19 protein-coding genes are annotated in these 21,724 nt (G+C 40.7%); 14 read left to right on the forward strand and 5 right to left on the reverse strand.

Going from position 1 to position 21,724, the window contains the following annotated elements; translation table 11 throughout:
* Window positions 1-109: 109 nt before the first annotated feature.
* Complete coding sequence (locus BUE31_RS10045; protein ID WP_073402922.1) at window positions 110-991, reverse strand: NAD(P)H-binding protein; 882 nt, start codon at window positions 989-991, stop codon at window positions 110-112.
* A 77-nt stretch (window positions 992-1,068) separates the two neighbouring features.
* Between BUE31_RS10045 and BUE31_RS10050 the strand changes: the two genes are divergently transcribed.
* A complete protein-coding gene (locus BUE31_RS10050; protein ID WP_073402924.1) occupies window positions 1,069-1,431 on the forward strand; it encodes a winged helix-turn-helix transcriptional regulator in 363 nt (120 codons plus the stop codon).
* Here BUE31_RS10050 and BUE31_RS10055 read toward each other — a convergent pair.
* Window positions 1,428-2,201 carry an Fpg/Nei family DNA glycosylase gene (locus BUE31_RS10055; protein WP_073402926.1) on the reverse strand — a complete coding sequence of 258 codons (774 nt, stop codon included), beginning with the start codon at window positions 2,199-2,201 and terminating at the stop codon, window positions 1,428-1,430. The two genes, BUE31_RS10050 and BUE31_RS10055, sit on opposite strands and share 4 nt — an antisense overlap.
* A gap of 130 nt (window positions 2,202-2,331) precedes the next feature.
* Complete coding sequence (locus BUE31_RS10060; RefSeq protein ID WP_073402927.1) at window positions 2,332-2,898, reverse strand: dihydrofolate reductase family protein; 567 nt, start codon at window positions 2,896-2,898, stop codon at window positions 2,332-2,334.
* A 203-nt stretch (window positions 2,899-3,101) separates the two neighbouring features.
* On the opposite strand from BUE31_RS10060, the gene BUE31_RS10065 reads away from it, so the two are divergent.
* The 8 genes from BUE31_RS10065 to BUE31_RS10100 all read left to right on the forward strand — a co-directional run bounded on the left by BUE31_RS10065 (window position 3,102) and on the right by BUE31_RS10100 (window position 9,734).
* Window positions 3,102-3,965: an SMP-30/gluconolactonase/LRE family protein gene (locus BUE31_RS10065; RefSeq protein ID WP_073402929.1), complete on the forward strand. Its 864-nt coding sequence runs from the start codon at window positions 3,102-3,104 to the stop codon at window positions 3,963-3,965.
* A 79-nt stretch (window positions 3,966-4,044) separates the two neighbouring features.
* A complete protein-coding gene (locus tag BUE31_RS10070) occupies window positions 4,045-4,443 on the forward strand; it encodes an MmcQ/YjbR family DNA-binding protein (protein ID WP_083619614.1) in 399 nt (132 codons plus the stop codon).
* A gap of 104 nt (window positions 4,444-4,547) precedes the next feature.
* Window positions 4,548-5,753: an aminotransferase class V-fold PLP-dependent enzyme gene (locus tag BUE31_RS10075; RefSeq protein WP_073402931.1), complete on the forward strand. Its 1,206-nt coding sequence runs from the start codon at window positions 4,548-4,550 to the stop codon at window positions 5,751-5,753.
* A 143-nt stretch (window positions 5,754-5,896) separates the two neighbouring features.
* A complete protein-coding gene (locus BUE31_RS10080; RefSeq protein WP_073402933.1) occupies window positions 5,897-6,898 on the forward strand; it encodes a metallophosphoesterase family protein in 1,002 nt (333 codons plus the stop codon).
* Between the two features lie 110 nt (window positions 6,899-7,008).
* Entirely contained in the window at window positions 7,009-7,545 is a 537-nt protein-coding gene (locus BUE31_RS10085; RefSeq protein ID WP_143167079.1) for a YceI family protein, read from the forward strand.
* Window positions 7,546-7,552: 7 nt separating this feature from the next.
* Window positions 7,553-7,969: a c-type cytochrome gene (locus BUE31_RS10090; RefSeq protein WP_073402936.1), complete on the forward strand. Its 417-nt coding sequence runs from the start codon at window positions 7,553-7,555 to the stop codon at window positions 7,967-7,969.
* Between the two features lie 32 nt (window positions 7,970-8,001).
* Window positions 8,002-9,018: a sensor histidine kinase gene (locus tag BUE31_RS10095; RefSeq protein WP_073402938.1), complete on the forward strand. Its 1,017-nt coding sequence runs from the start codon at window positions 8,002-8,004 to the stop codon at window positions 9,016-9,018.
* Complete coding sequence (locus BUE31_RS10100; protein ID WP_073402940.1) at window positions 9,015-9,734, forward strand: LytR/AlgR family response regulator transcription factor; 720 nt, start codon at window positions 9,015-9,017, stop codon at window positions 9,732-9,734. The genes BUE31_RS10095 and BUE31_RS10100 overlap by 4 nt, the downstream gene beginning before the upstream one ends.
* 93 nt (window positions 9,735-9,827) lie before the next feature.
* On the opposite strand, the gene BUE31_RS10105 is transcribed toward BUE31_RS10100, so the two are convergent.
* Complete coding sequence (locus BUE31_RS10105) at window positions 9,828-10,901, reverse strand: phosphotransferase enzyme family protein (protein WP_073402942.1); 1,074 nt, start codon at window positions 10,899-10,901, stop codon at window positions 9,828-9,830.
* Window positions 10,902-10,969: 68 nt separating this feature from the next.
* Window positions 10,970-12,016 carry a LacI family DNA-binding transcriptional regulator gene (locus BUE31_RS10110; protein WP_073402944.1) on the reverse strand — a complete coding sequence of 349 codons (1,047 nt, stop codon included), beginning with the start codon at window positions 12,014-12,016 and terminating at the stop codon, window positions 10,970-10,972.
* Window positions 12,017-12,236: 220 nt separating this feature from the next.
* Between BUE31_RS10110 and BUE31_RS10115 the strand changes: the two genes are divergently transcribed.
* The 5 genes from BUE31_RS10115 (at window position 12,237) to BUE31_RS10135 (ending at window position 21,293) form a co-directional block, all read left to right on the forward strand.
* Window positions 12,237-13,304, forward strand: coding sequence for an aldose epimerase family protein (locus BUE31_RS10115; RefSeq protein WP_073402947.1), 1,068 nt, complete (start codon window positions 12,237-12,239; stop codon window positions 13,302-13,304).
* A gap of 120 nt (window positions 13,305-13,424) precedes the next feature.
* On the forward strand, window positions 13,425-14,741 hold the full coding sequence (locus BUE31_RS10120; protein ID WP_073402949.1) for a sugar MFS transporter: 1,317 nt from the start codon (window positions 13,425-13,427) through the stop codon (window positions 14,739-14,741).
* Between the two features lie 14 nt (window positions 14,742-14,755).
* Complete coding sequence (locus tag BUE31_RS10125; protein WP_073402951.1) at window positions 14,756-16,090, forward strand: Gfo/Idh/MocA family protein; 1,335 nt, start codon at window positions 14,756-14,758, stop codon at window positions 16,088-16,090.
* A gap of 150 nt (window positions 16,091-16,240) precedes the next feature.
* Window positions 16,241-18,526 carry a glycosyl hydrolase family 95 catalytic domain-containing protein gene (locus BUE31_RS10130; protein ID WP_073402953.1) on the forward strand — a complete coding sequence of 762 codons (2,286 nt, stop codon included), beginning with the start codon at window positions 16,241-16,243 and terminating at the stop codon, window positions 18,524-18,526.
* 64 nt (window positions 18,527-18,590) lie between these two features.
* Window positions 18,591-21,293 carry a GH116 family glycosyl-hydrolase gene (locus BUE31_RS10135; RefSeq protein ID WP_073402955.1) on the forward strand — a complete coding sequence of 901 codons (2,703 nt, stop codon included), beginning with the start codon at window positions 18,591-18,593 and terminating at the stop codon, window positions 21,291-21,293.
* Window positions 21,294-21,724 lie beyond the last annotated feature (431 nt).

Here is a 21,724-nt window from a genome sequence, read left to right on the forward strand (position 1 = left end):
CGTTCTTTTTACTTTTTCGTTAATAAAGTTTGACAGTTTATAAGCGCCGTTGAGTGGACGGCGCTTTATTAAAAAGCGTTCCGCGATAATTCACAGAACGCTTTTTTTATTATCCATTATACTTTACTGCAAACGCCTTTGCAAATTCTTCAAATTTTCTTTTGCCTAAAACAGGTTTGTGTTTATCATAATCTTCCCATAATACGCGACTTCTTATGGCTGTACCCATCTCTGTCAGGTTTTTTGATACGTCTTCTGATAAACCACCCTGCTGCATGCCGGCAAGTGATTGTTCATCGGTAAATTCAATCCATGGCAGTTCAGGCTTGCCTATTGCTGCGCCTAAAATGGCTGCCACCTCGCCGGCTGTTTTGTCATCGCTGGCAATATAGCGGACGGTTGTGCCTGAAAATGGCTGGACAATTTCTTCAAATGCGGCATCGGCAATATCTTTGGGGTGCACTAAAACCAGGCGGGTGCCTGCATTATAATTTCCGCCAAGGATGCCCATATGTTTGATCATGTCGATATTATGGTTAAAATTATAATAGAATGAGGCCGGGCGAAGGTGTTTGATATTCACATTATCCAATTTATTTAGGATCTCTTCTGCGTCATGCATCCCGGTAATGGGTCCTGTGCCTGACGGTAAATGCGCACCAATGCTGCTTAAGTTTACAATATTTTTTATGCCCGCTGCTTTAAGGGCGGTTGCGAAATTTTGGCCAATTTTCCTGATAAACGCTTTATAATCGTTTGATTGCGCCTGCTGCGGTACCATAGTATAAACAACATCAGCCCCTGTAAATGCCTGGGTTAAAAAGTCAACATCTTCTACTAAGCCTATTGCGGCTTTAGCACCCGAAGCTTCAATGTCAGCTTTTTTGCTTTCGCTGCTGCTTACTACTGTTACCTGGTGGCCGGCTTTTACTAACTGCGCGGTTAAAGGGCCGCTGATATTTCCTAATGATCCTGTGATTGTAATTTTCATTTTGTGTTTTGATTTGTTGGAAACAAAGGTATATTTGTACTTACTTTTATACAAGTACTTACCCCAAAGTATGTGCCATGACAAAAATCAAAGAAAACTCGACCAGGAATTTTAACAAGATTACCTCATCATGCCCGGTTACTTATGCTATCAGCAAAATTGGCGGCCACTGGAAACCCATTATACTATACCAGTTAATGAGCGGACCAAAGCGTTATAGTGAATTGAAAAGGGCCATCCCTGAAGTTACTGAAAAAATGCTGATCCAGCATTTAAAACAATTACAGGATGATGACCTGGTGATAAGGAAAGCAGAAAACGTAGTTCCGCCTTTTGTAACTTACTTTTTGAGTGAGGCAGGCGAAGACCTCACCATCGTATTAAATGCAATGGCCGAATGGGGAGTCCGCGATAGTAACAGGCATTTGAAGTCGGCCTAACTGAAAAGCTCCTGCGAGTCGGTATAATAGGTTTTCCTGGAACTTATTACATCCTGGTGAATAGTTTCGCCAGCAGGCGTTTGTTTCTTTTTAGAATGATGCACCTGCATAAAATCTCTGAACTCCCCGCTGATAATATCCGGATTGTTTTTTAAGATCTGTTTTTCGGCATCATCCAAAACATGTTTAATTGATTGCGCCAGCTGTTTTACTTTATCAGATGGAATTTTGTTTGACGGGGAAAATGGCGATAATTTAGCATCATACAAGATCTCATCGGCATAGGCATTCCCAATCCCACGCAATACCTTTTGATCCATCAATACTGTTTTAACCGGGGTACGCGTGGTGCTTAGTTTATCATGCAGGTATTTCTCATCAAAATCCAAAGCGTCCGGTGTATCCAATTTTTCAGGATCGAGGGTTGGTGTTGCAGCTTTTTGAAAGTCAGTAAGGGCAAGGCCTTTGTCTCCTTCAAAAAGCAGCTCAACAATGGTAAATTTATGATCGTTGGTTTTATCAAACAACTGCAACTGACCGTGCAGCATCAGGTGGGTAGCCAAAACATGGTTATTATCAAACTCAAACTGCAATTCCTTACCTACCCTGATCACTTTTGTAAGCGTTTGCCCTTCCAAAGTTTCCTGTAATTTATTTTCGGGCACGTTTAGCTTTTGGGTTACCTTAACAATTACCTTTTCCAGCTTCTTTCCTTTAAACAGCTTGGTGAGGTTGCGGCTAAAAACCTGCAGATCGGGTAATTCGGGCATGGTATTTATTTTTATTAAATGAAACTGCTAAAGTACTGATTGGTTTTATTTAATACCAATATCAAGCGACTGTCTTTAATCTTTTAATGAAAGCGGATTGATCTAAAATATCAATCCGCTTTCGTTATTTTTAAGCAATTGCCTCATAGCTCAAAAATACCTTACCGTTATTAAATGCTCTTGAGTTAGCAAGCCTTAGAGATAACATTTGGGGCAGTCCTTCAAACAGGGTGCGGCCTTTTCCAAGAGAAACGGGGCTAATTACCACTTGGTAGTTATCTACTAAACCTGCTACCGCTAATTGGGCGACAATACTGCCGCTCCCTAATATTACCATGTCGGGGCCTTTTTCTTCTTTCATTTTTCTTACTTCTTCTATCAAATCGCCCTTTATCAGTTTGGTATTGTTCCATAAAGCTTTATCCATTGTTTTTGAAAACACTATTTTTTTGCCGCTATTCATTTTTTCGGCAACAATGGGTGCGTGCTGACTGGCAATAGGAGTTGGCCAATAGCCCGCCATCATATCATAAGTTACTCTTCCAAATAGCAGCTCGGCGTCGCCGCTGGCATTACCGGCCACAAATGCCTGGTATTCGGCATCATCATTACCATTATGAGCCCAGCTCATATCGCCATTTTCGCCTGTAAAATATCCGTCAAGCGTTACATGGCTAAACACAGTTAATTTTCTCATCACGTTTTATTTAAATGGTTATTTAATTAATGAATTACCTGCATATCAAATGAGTTTTATTGAATTGGACATGGGTTTCAATTATTTTTTGAGATGAGTTATTTAAGTGATAAATAAATTTAACCGCGTTTGTCCAAATTGGGAAACGCCAATTGTTATCAGTTAAAATACCTGCTACGGAGCAGAAATAAAAACAAGACAAAATGGAACTTATAAAAACCCCCGAAATTAAAACCCTGGCAACCGGCCTGGGATTTGGCGAATCGCCACGCTGGTACAATGGCCGTTTATGGTTTTCCAACTGGGTAGTGCAGGATGTTGTTGCCATGAACCCGGATGGCGAGATGAAAGTAATTACCAAAATGCCATCATTTCCATTCAGCATTGATTGGCTTCCCGATGGACGTTTCTTGATTATCTCGGGGCGTGAACGGCTGCTTATGCGCATGGAGCCTAATGGTTCGTTGGTTACTCATGCCGACTTAACTGCTCTTTCAGGCGGCTGCAATGAAATTGTAGTTGATGGCAGGGGAAATATCTATGTTAACGGAAGTGGCCTTAACCCGGCTCCCGGTGAACAATTCGCTCCCGGGATCATCGCCCTTATTACACCTGATGGCACAGTAAAGCAAGTGGCAGAAGGTATTGCCTTCCCCAATGGCATGGCTATAACGCCTGATAATTTAACACTGATAATTGCTGAATCGCATGGAAGAAAGCTTACCGCTTTTGATATTGAAGCTGATGGCTCGCTCTCAGAAAGGAGAGTATGGGCCAATTTGGGTGAAGGCACACCTGATGGTATTTGTATTGACGCTGAAGGCGCCGTGTGGTATGCAGACGTACCCAATAAACGTTGCGTGCGCGTACTTGAGGGTGGGGAAGTATTGCAAACTGTTAATGTTGACAGGGGTTGCTTTGCCTGTATGCTTGGTGGCAAACACAGGAAAACGCTTTACATATTAGCAGCAGAATGGCGTGGCTTTGAAAAAATGACCGATGACTCAAGAACAGGCCAGGTACTGAGTATTGAGGTAGCTGTACAGGGTGCTGGCTGGCCGTATTAAAAAGGCGCTTATAATAAATATGCGGAACAGTAAAATCAACCGGAATTAGTAATTTTAGTTGGTTAATTTCTTTACACGTATGAATAACAGGCATCAGTGGCGGTTTAATGTCAGCCAGAGGCTAATGGAACCGGGCACCAAAGCCTTTTTGGAATTTGTTCGTAAAATATTAATACCATTACCCGGTGTTACAGAAAAGATGTGCTACAATACACCGGCATTTTATGTAAATAAGAAAATATTTTGCAGGTTGCGGGAAGATTGCGAAACTTTTGTTGTACAAAGCATTGAGCGCGATAAATGGATGGAAGCCGCTCCGCTTATTTTTTACATTACCGACCATTATCTGAATACGGATTATATACTTGTTGATCTGAAAACTGTATCGCCGGATGATCTTAAAAGCCTGTTATTAACTGCATGGCGTAACCGTGCGCCAAAGAAGCTGTTAGAGGGATATGAACGGTTGACCCAATAGAATTGCAAGCAATCTGTTATGGTTGAAATTAACAAAACTGCATCTGTTTTGCTATTGTGCTAAGTCTTTAATTTGTCTTGAGTAATAATTCAAGATAAATTAAGATGGAAATTATACCGTTAAGCCCTCAGGAAGTACAACAATTAAGAGCCGAAACCAAAGGAACAACTCAAAAGATCCACTTTAATAATGCAGGCGCTTCCCTGCCGCCGGATGTGGTGGTTGAAACTGTTGTGAGTTATTTAAATGAAGAGGCAATTTGCGGCGGATATGAAACCGAATATAAGTATAAGGAGAAACTGGAAGATACATACACCCAAATTGCCCGCCTGATAAACGCTGATAAGAATGAAATAGCTATTGCAGAAAATGCAAGCATGGCCTGGCACCTGGCATTTAACGGGATCGACTTCAAAAAAGGCGATGTTGTTATTACTTCAGAAATGGAGTATGTAACCAACTTAATAGGGTTCTTAAATGCGCAAAAAACACATGGTATAGAATTAAGGGTGATTCCTAATGACGACCAGGGCAATTTCTCACTCCCAGCTTTGGAGGAAGCTATTTCACATCAAACCAAATTGATAGCAATTACACAAATTCCTTCAACTGCAGGTAACATGATCCCGGTTATTGAAATAGGTAAAATAGCCCGCAGGCATAATATTTTATACCTGGTAGATGCCTGCCAAAGCGCAGGGCAGATACCGATAGATGTAAAAGAAATTGACTGTGATATGCTATCAGTAACCGGACGTAAGTATTTACGTGCGCCAAGGGGAACAGGCTTTTTATATGTAAGAAAAGAAGTACAGGATAAATTGAAGCTTATTTTTATGGATGGCTTTTCCGCTCCTTCGGTTAGTCAAAGTGATTACAAAGTAAGGAACGATGCCCGGCGATTTGAGCTTTATGAAAAAAACCGTGCCCTTACACTAGGGCTGGGTAAAGCCGTTGAGTATGCTTTAAATATTGGGATTGAAAGGATCTGGCAGCGGGTTCAGTATTTAGCCGGTATGCTACGCCTCGAGCTTGAAGGCATTGACGGAATAACCGTTCATGATAATGGAGACCAAAAATGCGGCATTGTAACCTTTTCGGTGAATGGAATGGATAGCGTTTTGGTGAAAAACGAGCTTGCCGCAAATCAAATTAATGTATCTGTTGGCAAAGCTATCTCAACCCTTATCTATATGAATAAAAATCAGCTCAGCAGTATTGTGAGAGCCTCCGTTCATTATTACAATACCGAAGAAGAAATAAAGGAAATGTGTACTGTTCTAATAGCCATAACATTAAAAATTAAATAACTTTTCAGGAAACATGCAGCTCTTAAACTGAGCTAAAAACAAGTTTCATCAAGTAATTATCTCAACTCATGTAAAATATTATAGCAGGGAATTAATATTATCTTTTTTCGTGATGTACTTCAATAATCACTAAAAAAAGAAATATGAAAAACCACTTTAACCACGGGGAAGAACATACCCCTGATGCCAATGGCGATGGCATTGATCGCAGAGGGTTCTTAGAGTGCATGGCATGGGCCGGCACTGGCGTACTTTGGATGATGTCGGGCGGCATCTTAAAATCATACGGCATGAGCCAGATGATTGATAAAACAACAGGAGGCCTGAGAAAAGGGCTTGTAGTCCCAAAATCCGATTTCAGTTTTGTCCAGATCAGCGATAGTCATATTGGCTTTAATAAAGCTGCCAATCCTGATGTGGTTGGAACATTGCAGGCTACCATTGAAAAAATTAATGCGATGCCGGCTAAACCTTCATTTGTATTACATACCGGAGATTTATCCCACCTGGCGCAGGCTGATGAGTTTGATACGCTTGAACAATCATTAAAAAGTGTAAAGACTGAAAAAATATTTTATGTACCAGGAGAGCATGATGTGACCGATAACGGCAAACTTTACCTGGAGCGTTATGGAAAAGGTACTAAAGGAGATGGTTGGTACAGCTTTGATTCAAACGGAGTGCATTTTGTTGGGTTAGTAAATGTAACTAATCATGTTGACGGTGGCCTGGGCTACTTAGGCCCTGATCAGATCAAATGGCTGGAAGGGGATTTGAAAGGACTTACCTCAAGTACCCCTATTGTAGTATTTGCACATATCCCAATGTGGGCCATTTATCCGCAATGGGGATGGGGAACAGAGGATAGTGCCCAGGCTTTGGCTTTGCTGAAACGCTTTGGTTCGGTATCTGTACTTAATGGTCATATTCATCAAACCATTCAAAAGGTTGAAGGGAATATTACTTTCCATACAGCTAATTCAACCGCCTTCCCGCAACCCGCGCCGGGGGCAGCACCATCACCGGGCCCAATGAAGGTTCCGGCTGAGAAACTTCGCACACTATTGGGTTTAACCAGTGTGAATTACCAGGAACATAACCATACCCTGGCAATTACAGATACACCATTAATAAACGCCGGATAATACATCGGGATAAAATAAGTACACAATATAGGGTGATTGGTTGTGGGGTCGTGGAGCTGCGGTAATCCATAGTTCCACATTTTTCAATCACCTGTAAAAAAGATAAAAGCGTGAAAAAAACAATATTATTTATTCTGATCACCCTGTCAGGCCTAACTGTGATGGCGCAATATAAACCGGTTGATGAAAAATCAACCGTGCAATTTACCATCGGCAATTTTGGCTTTGATGTGAAGGGATCTTTTACCGGGATCCAGGGGATGATCAACTTTGATGCCCAGGCACCTGCCAGCAGCAGCATGGACATAACAATAGATGCCGGCACAATAAATACCGATAATAGCCTGAGGGATAAACACCTTAAAGACGATAGCTATTTTGATATTAAAAACTATCCGAATATTCATTTTACATCTGCCAGAATTACTGCTTCCGGCAAAACAGGCAATTACACTGTTAATGGAAAACTTACTATTAAAGGTAAATCAAAAGATATTTCCATTCCGTTCACTGCCGTACCGGCCAATAATGAATTTCAGTTTAAAGGATCATTTAAAATAAACAGGAAAGATTTTGGAATTGGCGGAACAAGCACCATATCAAACGAGCTGGAAGTGACCTTAAATATACACGCAGTTAAATCCTGAATAAACTATGCGAATAAACAAAAAGCTGGGTATTATTATTACCCTTGGGGCAATGGTAAGTATTTGTGCGGCTGCCGCTTCTTCAAAACAAGCTACTGTACAGTATGTTAATTTAAAAGTATTACCTAAAAACATCAGCACAAAAGATCTCCAGGGAATTATGGTAGATGACTTTCAGGATGGGCTTGGTGTTACGTGTAGTTTTTGCCATGCCAATGCAAAGGATGGCCACGGCTTGGATTTTGCCAGTGACGCCAAACCCGAGAAGGAAATTGCCAGGGTTATGATGCGTATGACCCTTAAGATCAATAAAAAATACTTTAAACAAAAACACCCGGTAATAGGTAGTGACGCGCTTACAGTTAGCTGTAATACCTGCCACAAAGGCGAGGCTTTCCCTGAAGGCGGCCCGGAACAGAAATAGTTGTATTTTTATCATATAATTTCAAATTGATCTTGAGACGAAACACCATCATATATCATCTCTTATTTTGGCTGCTGGCTTATATTTTCTGGGTCTTTGTTTTCAGAAACAACACCCTGGTACTTACCCGTGCCATAACAATTCAATTTTGTTATTTAATATTTATAGCAGCCAATTACTACTTTAATACGCTGTATAATATTCCCTACTTACTCAATAAAAAGCAATATGTAAAATTCGGGGTCTTGTTTATCCTGGCAATTACCTTAACTGCCATAATAAGAATACCTGTTTCAATGGCAGTAACTATTTACCTGTTTAAGGTATCGGGGACTCATTTTGATTATCTGAGCATATTTAATAATTCGTTTGTTAATATCCTGTTTTGGGTAGTTTTCATCCTGGCTGGCAAAATGATTGCAGATAAGATCAGTTCTGAAATTTATATTGAGAAAATTGAGAAAGAAAAAGCTACCAATGAACTTAATTTTTTAAGGGCGCAATTTAATCCGCACTTTTTATTTAATTCCATTAACTCTATTTACGGGCATATTGACAAAACGAATAAGCCGGCAAGGGAAATGCTTCTTAAATTTTCTGAAATGCTTCGTTACCAGCTATATGAGTGTAATGTTGAACAGATTGAACTGGACAGGGAGCTCAATTACATCAAAAATTATATCGACCTTCAAAAAAGCAGGATTGATGACCGGATCAGGGTGTCATTTTGTGATGATAAAATAAGTGGAAATTTAAAAATAGCTCCGTTATTATTGATCACTTTTATAGAAAATGCTTTCAAATATGTGGGGTTTAATGATGGCAGGGATAATTTTATTGATATTAAATTAAATCACCAGAATGGACACCTCGTTTTTAAAATACTTAATACAAAGGATGTTTATATCAACCAGGCCGAAAAGGCTTCTGGTTTAGGGATCACCAATGTGCAAAGGAGGCTGGAGCTTTTGTATCCGGATAAACACGAGTTAAAGATTGATGAACGTGATGAAAGTTATGAGATCACATTAACATTGTTTGATGTATGAAACTGAAATGCCTGATCATTGATGATGAGCCTATTGCCCGTAAACTATTACAGGAATATATAGAGGAAACTGACTTTTTGGAATTAGCCGGCACTGCTGTAAATCCGGTAAAAGCCGTAGGGCTGATCAATAGCCTAAAAGTTGACCTGATCTTCCTGGATATCAATATGCCCAAAATGAATGGCATTGAATTTTTACGGTCGGTACCTAATTTGCCAATGGTGATCATGACCACTGCTTATGGCCAGTACGCGCTTGACGGTTTTGAGCTGGCCGTAATTGATTACCTGGTTAAACCCTTTTCTTTAGAACGTTTTTTAAAAGCATCACAAAAAGCACTCGAACTAAAATCATTAAAAGAAAATAAATCAATAGCCGAAAAAGTTGATGCTGATCATTTTTATATAAAATGCGACAGAAAAATTGAAAGGGTAATATATGATGAATTGATTTATGTAGAAGCAATGGCTAATTATGTGATCATTTATACAATGGGCGCTAAGCTGATTGCTTACTTAACCATTAAAGGGATCTTGGAGAAACTACCTGCCGAAAAATTCATACAGGTTCACAAAAGTTATATTGTTAATGTACAGCGAATTAATGCTATTGAAGGTAATACGCTTCACCTGGGCGATATAAAAATAACGATGGGACTAAGCTTTGCTAACGCGGTTATGGAGCGCGTTTTAAAAGACAAGTTTATCAGGAGGTAAATGTTAAACTTATAATTTATATATCGCCTTTTGATTAACAGTTAAACAATATGGCAAGCCCCGATCACCCCCAATTTTATTTGCAGACTTTATTTAAATGGAACTAACAAATGCTTTTTCCAGCTGGGCAATATATCCCAGGAACCTGCTTTCTGATTGCAGGTACCTCTCAAGCAATATTAATTGATTTTGCGTCCTTACCAGGTTATGCTCTGCATATTGGGTATGATAATAAACATCTCCATTCAAATAGTCGGCTAAAAAGCGGATAGCCTGCATGTAAATCATGAACTTGCCCGAATAGATAAACAGGTCTTTTTCTGTAGCCGTTAAAGCGCTGCCCATTTCTTCCATATAACCTTTGTACACGGCTATAAAATAGTCGTCATTTATTTGCACCTTACTTAAATCCCGCTCTTCTTCATTAGCAGGCGAGAGATAGGTACGCATCATGTCGCCAACATCGCTAATAAAATAACCAGGCATTACGGTGTCAAGATCAATTACACACAGGCCGCAGTTGTTATCATCAAATAATATATTATTGATCTTGGTATCGTGGTGGATAACCCTCATAGGGATCTGCTTGCCCTTTACCAATTGTTCATAGATCAGTGCAATATCAATATTAGCTTCAACCTGCAAAATTTCGGTCGCGGCATCGTTTAACCTTCCTTTATCGGCATTAGCCAAAGCAGTTTTAAATTGCTCAACCCGGAGGGTTAGGTTATGAAAATCAGTCAGCGTGTACCTTAATTGTGTTAGGTCAAAATCCTTTAACAGCCGGGTGAATTTGCCAAATTGTTTAGCTGCTTCATAAGCCTGCTTATCCTGTTCAATAAAATCAACCGTATGCGAGTTTTTAATAAATGGCGATAACCTGTAATAATTCCCCTCATCTTCCACCAAATTCTCTCCGTTTACTGTTGGTAATGGTGCTGCAAAAAGATACTCAGGAGCGGTTTGCTTCAGATAATTTTCTAACTGAACCAGGTTATTGGCAATATCCTGCGGTGTTTTAAATACATTTTTATTAATTCGTTGTAATATGTATTGCTGGCTTGTGCCCGAAATTTTCCAGGTGTAATTAATTAAACCAGAACCAAAAGGTACTACATGGTAATTATTGGGCTTTAAACCAAAAGCGTTTAGGATATTATCCATCATAAGGAATTACAAAAGCTCAAATTTAATCAATAGCTAACTTATAATTATGCGCAAACGTTTGTCCGTTTTTATTTCCCTTTTATATCTGCCGCACCGCGGTTTTCAATCAGCTGCGATTCTATAATAATTTTGTAATAGGCGGTTTGCTCGGCAACCCCCTGGTGCTTTTGCGCAAGCAGGTCAAGTAATATATCAGCAGCTTTCTGGCCTTGCAGGTATGGGAATTGTTCAACCGAAGCTGAGGGGATACTTTCCATATAATTAATGAGGGGTAAATTGGCGTAGCTTACAAATTCAAGATCCTGGTTTATTCTTAATTTCAAATCGGTGGCATGTTTAATAGCAAAAAGCGCCACATAATCATTAAAAGTTACAACTGCCGTAGGCTTTCTTTTGCTGGCCAGCAGTTCATTTAATGCCTGTTGGGTTCCTGCCTCTGTTAAATCACACGTTACAATTAGTGAGGGATCAAACTTCAACCGGTTTTTTATCATTGCTTTAATATAGCCTTCCTTTCTTTCTCCGCTGGCAAACAAAGTGCCGGGGCCATTGATCATTCCAATAGAACGGTGACCTTTTTTTAACAGGTAGCTTACCGCTTCAATGGTACCTATTTCCATATTACAGGCTACGTAATGAATGTTTTGCATAGCCGGGATCCTGTCGAAAAAAACGATAGGGATATTGTATTGCTTAAGATTTTCAAAATGCTGATAGGAGGAGGTGTTTTTACTTACAGAAACCAAAAGCCCGTCAACCCGGTGATTTTTCATTTTTTCGACCAGCTGTTTTTCCTTTTGCTCGTCATCATGCGATTGAGCCAGCAAAACGGTGTAATTTCTTTTATATGCGCTATCCTCTATAGCGCTAATGGCTGATGAAAAAAAGGATTCGGAAAGCTCGGGTAATATTACGCCAATGGTAAGCGTACGGCCCTGCTGTAAAAAAATAGCGGTTTGATTAGGTTCGTAATTAAGTTCACCAGCCAGTTTCTTTACTTTTTGCCGGGTAGTGAGCCCAATGCTGGGATGATCATGCAATGCCCTGGAAACCGTTGATACAGATATATTTAATAACTGTGCAATTTCCTTTATAGTAGCCGGCTTTGATCGCATTTACAAATGTGTTTAATTGTGAATTTAAAGTTAATATAAATTTAAGTATTAAGTTTAATCAAACGTTTGTGTACAGTTTATATTGGCGAACCATTTGTCGTAAAACAGAAATCAATCAAACGTTTGCGTTGTCAAAAATAATATATCGTGCGTCATAATCTCTAAATTCAAAAAATATATAGCAGCATAAACCTGTTATCAACCCGTTGAGAATAAAAATATGAATAATACAAAACCTGCTTTAAAGCATTGGGGCACTATAGAAGGCCAGGATATTTACCTTTATCATTTGCAAAATGCAAACGGTATTGGGGTTGATATCACCAATTTTGGAGCAAGCGTAACGGCAATTACAACTCCTGATAAGGAAGGTAATTTCACCGATATTGCTTTTGGGTATGATAATTTACAAGGTTATATTAACGATAACCATTATATAGGTGCAATTGTTGGCCGTTATGCAAACCGCATAGCCGGTGGTTTGGTTGAGCTGGATGGTAAATTTCATCAGCTAACAGTTAAGCCAGGAGGGTACCATCATCATGGCGGAGCGATTGGCTTTAATAAAAAGGTATGGAAACCGACCTTTATTATGAATAATGGTTCCCCTTCAGTAAAAATGGAATATTTAAGCCCGGATGGCGAGGAAGGCTTCCCGGGGAATTTACTGGTAACTGTAACTTATACTTTGAATGATCAAGATCAACTGATTGTTGATCTTTCAGCAAAGACAGATAAAACCACCTTGCTCAACTTAACGCAGCATACTTATTTTAACCTGGCCGGGCACGCAAGCGGCAACATACTTGAACATGAGCTTATGATGCCCTTAAACAGCTATTTACCGGTAACTAAAAGCCAGGTTCCGCATGGCGAAATTGCACCCGTAAATGGAACTCCTTTTGATTTTAAAACGCCAAAAGCTATTGGTAAAGATATTGATGCAGGCGATGAGCAATTGATCTTAAGCGATGGGTATGACCATAGCTGGGTAATTAAAGGTGAAAACTCTGACGAATTAACCCTGGCAGCACAGGTAACGGAGGCAGGCAGTGGCCGGGTTTTAACAGTGTATACTACTGAGCCAGCCGTTCACTTGTATCCCGGTAATGCATTGGATGGAGCTGTTGGTAAAGATGGTGCCATATACACACGAAGAAGCGGCTTTTGCCTTGAAACACAGCAATATCCCGATTCGCCCAATCAGCCTCATTTTCCAAATACGGTTTTACGGGAAGGTGAGATATTTAAAAGCAAAACAATTTTTGAATTTGGTATAAGTAAATAAATGGCATTAGTTATCAAACGTTTGCATAGGCTTAATTACACAAGAATGGTATTTTTTAGGATAGTATTCATAAATTCATCATTATAAATTACTTAAATAAACTTTTAAACTTTTAAAAAGATGAATAAAACAGTACAAACCACATCAGGAAGTACCCAGCCGGCTAAAGGCATCAGCCCTATTTATATTATTGGCGCTTTGTTTTTTGTTTTTGGCTTTGTTACCTGGCTAAACTCAGTGTTAATACTTTATTTAAAAATTGCTTGCCAGCTTAATAATTTTGAATCGTACCTGGTGGTGTTTGCCTTTTACATTGCTTACCTGGTTATGGGTGTACCGGCATCGCGGGTATTAGCCAAAACGGGTTTTAAAAACGGCATGGCGGTCGGCTTGCTTATTATGGCCGTTGGCGCGCTGATCTTTATCCCCGCTGCCTTAACCCGGATGTACCCGCTTTTTTTAACCGGCCTATTTGTGCTGGGTACAGGGCTTACCATACTTCAAACAGCATCAAACCCCTATATAACTATTTTAGGGCCCATTGAAAGCGCAGCCAAGCGCATCAGTATAATGGGGATCTTTAATAAGATAGCAGGCGCTATTGCGCCAATTATACTGGGCGCACTTATATTAACAGATGCAGATGGAATAAAAGCACGACTGCTAACCATGACGCCCGCCCAAAAAGAAATTGAGCTTAACATGCTTAGCCACAGGGTTATTTTACCTTACATAGTTATATTAATTGTGCTGGTGTTGCTGGCAGTATTTGTTTATTACTCAACCCTGCCCGAAGTTGATGCGAAAAAGGATGACGATACTATTACACCGGCTGAAAGCCAGCAGACCAGCATCTTCCAGTTTCCGCATTTACTGGTTGGCGTACTGGCCTTGTTTGTATACGTAGGTGTTGAAGTTATGGCCGGAGATTCCGTTATCAGTTACGCATCAAGCCAGGGCATTCCTTTAACTATAGCAAAATATTTTACCACCTGCACGTTGTTTTGCATGATAGCCGGTTACATTGTAGGCATTATATGTATCCCCAAATACTTTACACAGGAGAAGGCATTGAAGGTATCGGCCTTTATTGGCATAGTATGTTCTTTTGGGGCAATTTTTACTTCAGGCTATGCCTCTGTATCATTTGTATCATTACTGGGTATTGCCAATGCATTAATGTGGCCAGCCTTATGGCCGCTTGCTATAAACGGGTTAGGCAAGTTTACAAAGATCGGCTCGTCATTGCTGATCATGGGAATCGCGGGTGGCGCGGTTATTCCTTTATTGTACGGATTTATTGTTGATAAGCTAACTACAGGCGGGCAGCTAAAGAACATAGCCGCTACCGAAGGCTACTGGATCCTGGTGCCGTGTTATATAATAATAGTATACTTCGCTATTGCGGGGCACAAACTGAAACCAAAAACTATCTAAAACTAATAACTAATATGGAAAGAAGAGAATTTATAAGAGCAGGCGCAATTGCCGCAGCAGGGTTTACAATTTTACCATCGGGCAGCCTTTTTGCTAAATCAGGTGGAAAAGTACGGTTAGGCTATATTGGCGTGGGCGCCCGCGGCATGAGCCATATAGCAGAAGGCTTATTACGCGATGATGTGGAAATTGTAGCTATTTGCGATATCCAGGAAAGATCATTAAAAAGATGCCGCGAGTATATCGCCAAAAAAGGCAAACCTGCAGCTGTTGAATATACTGGCGGCCTTGATGCATATAAAAAACTTCTCGACAGAAAAGATATTGATGCTGTAATTATTGCCACACCATGGCAGTTTCACCACCCACAGTCTATTGATGCCATGAAGGCAGGTAAATATGTAGGTTGTGAGGTTATAGCCGGTTTAACAGTTGACGAGCATTGGGATATTGTGCATACATCTGAAAAAACAGGCATCCCTTATATGACTTTGGAGAATGTTTGTTACCGCCGTGATGTAATGGCGGCATTAAACATGTCAAGACAGGGCTTATTTGGCGAATTATTACATGTTGAGGGTGGCTATCAGCATAACCTGCGCGGTGTTTTATTTAACGGACCGGATGGCGTTACATTCGGACCAGATGCAACAAGCGAGGCACAATGGCGCACCCAGTTTAATATTGACAGGGATGGCGACTTATATCCAACTCATGGCGCCGGCCCTTGCATGCACTATATTGATATTAACGCAGGAAACCGCTTTACCAGCTTATCATCATTCAGCTCAAAGGCAAAGGGCCTTGCTGCTTATGTAGAAGAAAAAGCACCCGGAAATAAAAATGCAAAGATCAATTACAAAGAGGGTGATATAGTACAAACCATGATAAACTGTGCCAATGGCGAAACCGTACTGTTAACCCATGACACTCATTTGCCCCGCCCCTATTCATTAGGGTTCAGGGTTCAGGGTACAAAAGGGCTTTGGATGGATGTTAATCAAAGCATTTATATTGACCATAAATCAAAAGAGGATGATAGCTGGGACCCGGCACAACAATGGTTTGAAAAGTACGACCACCCGCTTTGGAAAAAATATGAAAAGTTTGCCGAAGGTGCAGGTCACGGTGGTATGGACTGGTTTGTTTTTAACGCCTTTGTTGAATCGGTTAAACAAAAGAAACAAACACCTATTGATGTTTATGATTCCATGACAATGAGCGTGATAGCTCCCCTGTCTACAAAATCAATAAAAGAAGGTAATGCCGTACAGGAGTTTCCAGATTTTACAAAAGGCAAATGGAAAGAGCGTAAAAATACATTCGCGCTTGATGACAGCGGGTTTTAAATAAGAACTTTGGTTTAGTTGATTGAGTTACCCAGGTAACAACACCCGGAGGGGGAGCCCTCCGGGATTTTTTTTACTGTTATCTTTATAGTGATCTGTAAATTACAAATCACATATAATAGATTCCGCCATTACCCTAATGAGTTTCCGATGAAGAGAATAATTGCAATAGCTGCCCTTTTACTATTTAGCAACGGCTTATTTGCACAACCAACAAAGCACGATCTGCATTTTAAAAAACTGGCCAACCGCTGGGATGAAGCAATTCCGTTAGGCAATGGTATGCTGGGCGCCCTTGTTTGGCAAAGATCAGATCATTTACGCTTTTCGCTCGATAGAGCTGATTTGTGGGACATGCGCCCAATGAAAGGACTTCACCGGCCTGAATTTAACTACCAATGGGTAATTGACCAGGTAAATAAAAAAGATTATGCACCGGTTCAGAAATATTTTGATGAACCATATGATCACGAACCTGCGCCTTCAAAAATTCCGGGCGGGGCACTGGAGTTTGATACAAAAAGCTGGGGCAGCGTAACTTCAGTTAACTTGCATTTGCCTAACGCATTATGCGAAGTTAAATGGGCAAATGGCATAATACTAAAAACATTTGTAAGTGCAACCACTCCGGTTGGCTGGTTCAGGTTTGAAAATATGAAAACCGACCTCATTCCTCAATTAATAGCGCCCAAATACCAGGGCGAAGTAAAAATATCCGGAGATCCTGTTGGTGGGGATGATCTGTCGAGGCTAGGCTATTCGCAGGGAACAATTAAACAGCAAGGCAACAGCATTACTTATACGCAAAAAGGCTGGGGTGGTTTTACCTATCAAATTAATGTAAGCTGGCACAAAACAAATGCAACTACTATTGAGGGCACCTGGAGCATTTCGTCACAATATCCCGGTAAAAAAATTACTATTGCAGCAAGTGTTATTTCACAAAATGCCTTAAAACATAACTATGCAGATGCTTTCAATTCGCATAAAGCATGGTGGGAGAACTTCTGGAGCAAATCTGCCATTCATGTTCCGGATACATTGCTAGAGAAGCAATGGTATATGGAACAATACAAATTTGGCTCTGCATCAAGACCGGGTGCACCGCCTATCTCTCTGCAGGCTGTATGGACGGCCGATAACGGCCGCCTGCCGCCATGGAAAGGCGATTTTCATCATGACCTAAACACCCAGCTAAGCTATTGGCCCAGCTACAGCGGCAATCACCTTGACCTGGGGATGCCATACCTTGATCATCTGGATGCCAACAAAGCCAATTATGAGCGCTATACTAAAATGTATTTTGGCAAACCCGGCTTAGCTGTTCCCGGTGTTACCACTTTAGATGGCACTGAAATGGGCGGCTGGATCCAATACTCGCTATCCCCTACCGTATCATCGTGGCTGGCGCAGCATTATTATTTGCAATGGCGATACAGTATGAATAAAACCTTTTTACGCAACAGGGCTTATCCGTGGGTAAAAGCAACTGCAACATTTTTAGAAAGCATAACAGTGATAGATGAAAAAGGTCATCGCAAATTGCAGATTAGCTCAAGTCCTGAGATAAACGACAATGATCTTACCGCCTGGTTTCATCAGAATACCAACTATGATCTGTCGCTGATGAAATTCACTTTTAAAGCTGCAACCGAGTTGGCTGCTGAATTAGGGTTAAAGGATGAAGCGGCACATTGGCATAAGATCTCATCTGAGTTTGGTGATTTTGCAGTTAGCCCGGCCAATGAATTGATGTTCTCCCCCACCATGACCTATAATCAGTCGCACCGGCATTTCTCGCACATGATGAGCATCTATCCATTGGGGTTAATAAAATGGGAAGATGGCGCCCGATCTCAATCTATCATGAAAAACTCTATTCATTTACTGGATAGTATAGGACCTGCTTATTGGTGCGGTTATTCATACTCATGGCTGGCCAGCATGAAAGCACGGGCAAAAGATGGCGAAGGTGCGGCAAAAGCTCTTGATATTTTTGCAAAAGCGTTTTGCTCTGTAAACAGTTTCCATTTAAATGGCGATCAAACAAAATCAGGTTACTCAAAATTCACCTATCGTCCGTTTACGCTGGAAGGCAATTTTGCATTTGCATCCGGTCTGCAGGAAATGCTGTTGCAAAGCTATGCCGGGTTTATTGAAATAATGCCGGCTGTACCTGTTGAGTGGAAAGATATTGCATTTGAAAAGCTCCGGGCCGAAGGCGCTTTCCTGGTGAGCGTAAAGAAAACCGGGGGACAGGTTGAAGAAGTTAAAATTGTTTCGGAAAAAGGCGGGAGCACAAAATTAAAGCTGCCTTTTAAAACCTGGTTCGCAGCAACTAGAAAAGATGTGACTATAAGCAATGTTAATGAGGGTTTTATAAATTTAACCTTTAAACCCGGAGCTACGCTGGTTTTAAAAAACGGGTATGAATAGAGATAAAAGAGTCAGGAATTAAGAGCCAGGAATCAAGAGAAAAAAATTAAAAGCCTTCTTAAGCATGCAGACACCAAAAAAAATTAACCGCCGGAATTTTATAAGGAACACAGGTATGGTTACCGCCGGACTGCTGGTTTCACGCATCCCTGCCATTGCTGGCCCGTTCGCCTGGAATAAACCCGGTAACGGAAAAATATCTTCGGATAATACCTTGAATCCTGATTTGGTTAAGTCGCTGTATAACAGAGGAGCTGTTACAACGTACCTAAAAAGCAAAAACGAGTTGCAATATATTGGTATGCCGGTAGGCGGTATTAATTGCGGCACAGTGTATTTGGGGGGTGATGGACGTTTATGGCTTTGGGATATTTTTAACAAAAACCAGGAAGGAATTGAGCCCAAAGTTGTTGAATGGAATAAAACCGTTCAGGACATGGGTAAAAAAGTACGTTCGCGCGATGGGGCTTGTTATATCCAGCCATCAAAAGACATTCGCCCAATTGAACAAGGCTTTGCTATAAAAGTTAAATATCAGGGAGCTGCTATAGTTAAACGATTTCACTATGACGATTGGGAGGAGATCAAATTTGAAGCAACTTACCCTATAGCTATAGTTAGATATATTGATGCAAAATTGCCGTTGGAAATTAAGCTAACCGCATTCTCCCCGTTTATTCCTTTGGATGAAGACAATTCGAATATTCCCGCTACAATTCAGTCTTTTGAAATAAAAAACACAGGGAATGAGCCTGTTGAAATAGCAATAGTGGGCTGGCTTGAAAATGCCGTAAATAAATTCTCGGCGACTGCTAATGGCGATGGAAAAAGGATAAACACGGTCATCAACCAAAAAGATCAGGTGTCGGTGTTCGCTACATTTACACCGGAGGATAAAGCAAAATATGCGGATGCGGGTGATACCGGATCCATGTGTTTGTCATTCATCGGGGAAAATGCTAAAGGTATCTGCTCTTTTCAACTTCCTTTTTCCGACACATCTTTTATCTCAACAGATGGTGGTGAAACTGCTGTAAATGCAAGTGAAAAATTAATAGCGGGCGTAGTTTCATCACAAAAGTTATTATCCGGAGAAACAATAAAAAAAGACTTTGTAATCAGCTGGCACTTTCCCAATGTTGGCAAAAGGATTGATATACCCGATGCCAGAACAGGGCATTATTATTTGAATAAGTTTTCAGATGCCCGGGCTGTTGCTGATTATGTAGCTCAACATTTTTCACACTTAACATCCCAAACAAAATTATGGAATAGCACATGGTATGACTCGAGCTTGCCATGGTGGTTCCAGGAACGAACTTTTTTAAATATTTCGGCACTGGCTACTACTACTTCTCATCGTTTTAAAACCGGGCGTTCATGGGCATGGGAAGGCGTTGGGGCTTGTGAAGGAAATTGTACGCATGTATGGCAATATGCCCAGGCTATTGGCAGGATCTTCCCGGGCATTGAACGGGATAACCGCCAGCGGGTGGATCTGGGGATCTCGTTACAGGAAGACGGCGGGATCTGGTTCAGGGGAGAGTATGATAAACGGCCTGCTATTGACGGACAGGCAGGCAGAGTTTTAGGCTGCCTGCGCGAACACCAGATGAGCGCTGATAATACATTTTTGAAAAACAACTGGATAAATATAAAAAAGGCTACCCAATTCATCATCAATCAGGATAAGAATAGTGATGGCATGACGGATACCCCGATGGAAAACACATTGGATGCGGTGTGGGATGGGGAAATTGCCTGGATAGTGGGACTGTGTATTGCCGCTGTAAAAGCCGGAGGTGTGATGGCGGAAGAAATGAACGATACCATTTTTGCTGCCAGGTGTAAAGAATATGTAGCAAAGGGAATTAAAAATATGGATGAACTTTTATTCAATGGTGAATATTACATCCATCGCCCCGACGCCATAAAAGGCAGGAAAGGGATCGGCTCGTATAACACCTGCCATATAGACCAGGTATTGGGCCAAAGCTGGGCATGGCAGGTAGGAATCGGCCGGATTAATAACAAAGAAAAAACGCTGACAGCATTAAGATCGCTCTGGAAGCACAACTTTATGAAAGATGTAGGCCCTTTTGAAGAGCAGCATTCCGGCTGGCGCCCTTATGCTTTACCCGGTGAAAGTGGGATGGTAATGAATACCAATCCCAAAAACGAACCCCATCCTTTTGGTGAATCAGACACATGGCAGATTGGCTATTTTTATGAATGTATGACGGGTTTTGAACACCAGGTGGCAAGCCACCTGATGGCCGAGGGAATGACAGACGAATCTTTAATATTAACAAGAGCCGTTCATGACAGGTATAACGCATTTAAAAGAAACCCGTTTAATGAAATTGAATGCAGTGATCATTACGGGCGGGCAATGGCCAGCTATGGTACATTTATTACAGCCTGTGGCTTTGAATACCACGGACCAAAGGGGTTTATCCGCTTTGCACCAAAGTGGGGTAAAGAAAACTTTAAAGCACCGTTTACCACAGCATTGGGCTGGGGTACCTATTCGCAAAAGAAAACCAGGAGCAAACAGGTGCATCTTTTTGAATTAAAATATGGCTCGTTGCAATTACAGAAAATCAGCCTGGAAAAAATGGATCCAAAAGAAATAAAGAGCATTTCAGTAATAATGGATGGACAAAAAATCCCCGCTGATTTCACCCTGGAGGATGCGACTATTTTAATAACCTTGCTAAAACCGGTAAGTATCCAAGCCAATAAATCCCTGGTTGTTTCAATTTAATCGTTACAAATAAGCTTCTATATTCAATTACCAGGCTTACCTGGTAATTGAAACTCTTCTGTACTCCTGCGCCGCCTGCTAAGTATGCGGCATTTTTCTATGACATAAATTTCTGCAAACCCAACGCAGGGTCCTCTCCGAGAGACCCTGCGAGGACGAGAACTCATCTGTACTGTCAAAGTATCGGACTTTTGCTGTATAAAAAAACCACAAAAATACACTAACCCATTTTGCAGGCTCTATAAGCTCCCTTTTCAATGGCTTTTTAATTTATTAACAAACGTTTGCGTCATCTTTATTCACACATCAATCAAAATCCACTTTAATGACAATCTACATAATAGCAAAATACTCATTATTAGTAATTTAAGTTATAAAAAAATGATTTTTTTGTAATTATAAAGCAAACGTTTGCGTTAAGTTAAAGGCCT

Origin of the sequence: Mucilaginibacter sp. OK098 (assembly GCF_900142915.1) — a bacterium.
GTDB lineage: Bacteria > Bacteroidota > Bacteroidia > Sphingobacteriales > Sphingobacteriaceae > Mucilaginibacter.

Excerpts from the sequence above, each read along its gene's own strand:
- BUE31_RS10045 (WP_073402922.1), bottom strand. The coding sequence starts at position 991 with ATGAAAATTACAATCACAGGATCATTAGGAAATATCAGCGGCCCTTTA.
- BUE31_RS10050 (WP_073402924.1), top strand. The coding sequence starts at position 1,069 with ATGACAAAAATCAAAGAAAACTCGACCAGGAATTTTAACAAGATTACC.
- BUE31_RS10055 (WP_073402926.1), bottom strand. The coding sequence starts at position 2,201 with ATGCCCGAATTACCCGATCTGCAGGTTTTTAGCCGCAACCTCACCAAG.
- BUE31_RS10060 (WP_073402927.1), bottom strand. The coding sequence starts at position 2,898 with ATGAGAAAATTAACTGTGTTTAGCCATGTAACGCTTGACGGATATTTT.
- BUE31_RS10065 (WP_073402929.1), top strand. The coding sequence starts at position 3,102 with ATGGAACTTATAAAAACCCCCGAAATTAAAACCCTGGCAACCGGCCTG.
- BUE31_RS10070 (WP_083619614.1), top strand. The coding sequence starts at position 4,045 with ATGAATAACAGGCATCAGTGGCGGTTTAATGTCAGCCAGAGGCTAATG.
- BUE31_RS10075 (WP_073402931.1), top strand. The coding sequence starts at position 4,548 with ATGGAAATTATACCGTTAAGCCCTCAGGAAGTACAACAATTAAGAGCC.
- BUE31_RS10080 (WP_073402933.1), top strand. The coding sequence starts at position 5,897 with ATGAAAAACCACTTTAACCACGGGGAAGAACATACCCCTGATGCCAAT.
- BUE31_RS10090 (WP_073402936.1), top strand. The coding sequence starts at position 7,553 with ATGCGAATAAACAAAAAGCTGGGTATTATTATTACCCTTGGGGCAATG.
- BUE31_RS10100 (WP_073402940.1), top strand. The coding sequence starts at position 9,015 with ATGAAACTGAAATGCCTGATCATTGATGATGAGCCTATTGCCCGTAAA.
- BUE31_RS10105 (WP_073402942.1), bottom strand. The coding sequence starts at position 10,901 with ATGATGGATAATATCCTAAACGCTTTTGGTTTAAAGCCCAATAATTAC.
- BUE31_RS10110 (WP_073402944.1), bottom strand. The coding sequence starts at position 12,016 with ATGCGATCAAAGCCGGCTACTATAAAGGAAATTGCACAGTTATTAAAT.
- BUE31_RS10115 (WP_073402947.1), top strand. The coding sequence starts at position 12,237 with ATGAATAATACAAAACCTGCTTTAAAGCATTGGGGCACTATAGAAGGC.
- BUE31_RS10120 (WP_073402949.1), top strand. The coding sequence starts at position 13,425 with ATGAATAAAACAGTACAAACCACATCAGGAAGTACCCAGCCGGCTAAA.
- BUE31_RS10125 (WP_073402951.1), top strand. The coding sequence starts at position 14,756 with ATGGAAAGAAGAGAATTTATAAGAGCAGGCGCAATTGCCGCAGCAGGG.
- BUE31_RS10130 (WP_073402953.1), top strand. The coding sequence starts at position 16,241 with ATGAAGAGAATAATTGCAATAGCTGCCCTTTTACTATTTAGCAACGGC.
- BUE31_RS10135 (WP_073402955.1), top strand. The coding sequence starts at position 18,591 with ATGCAGACACCAAAAAAAATTAACCGCCGGAATTTTATAAGGAACACA.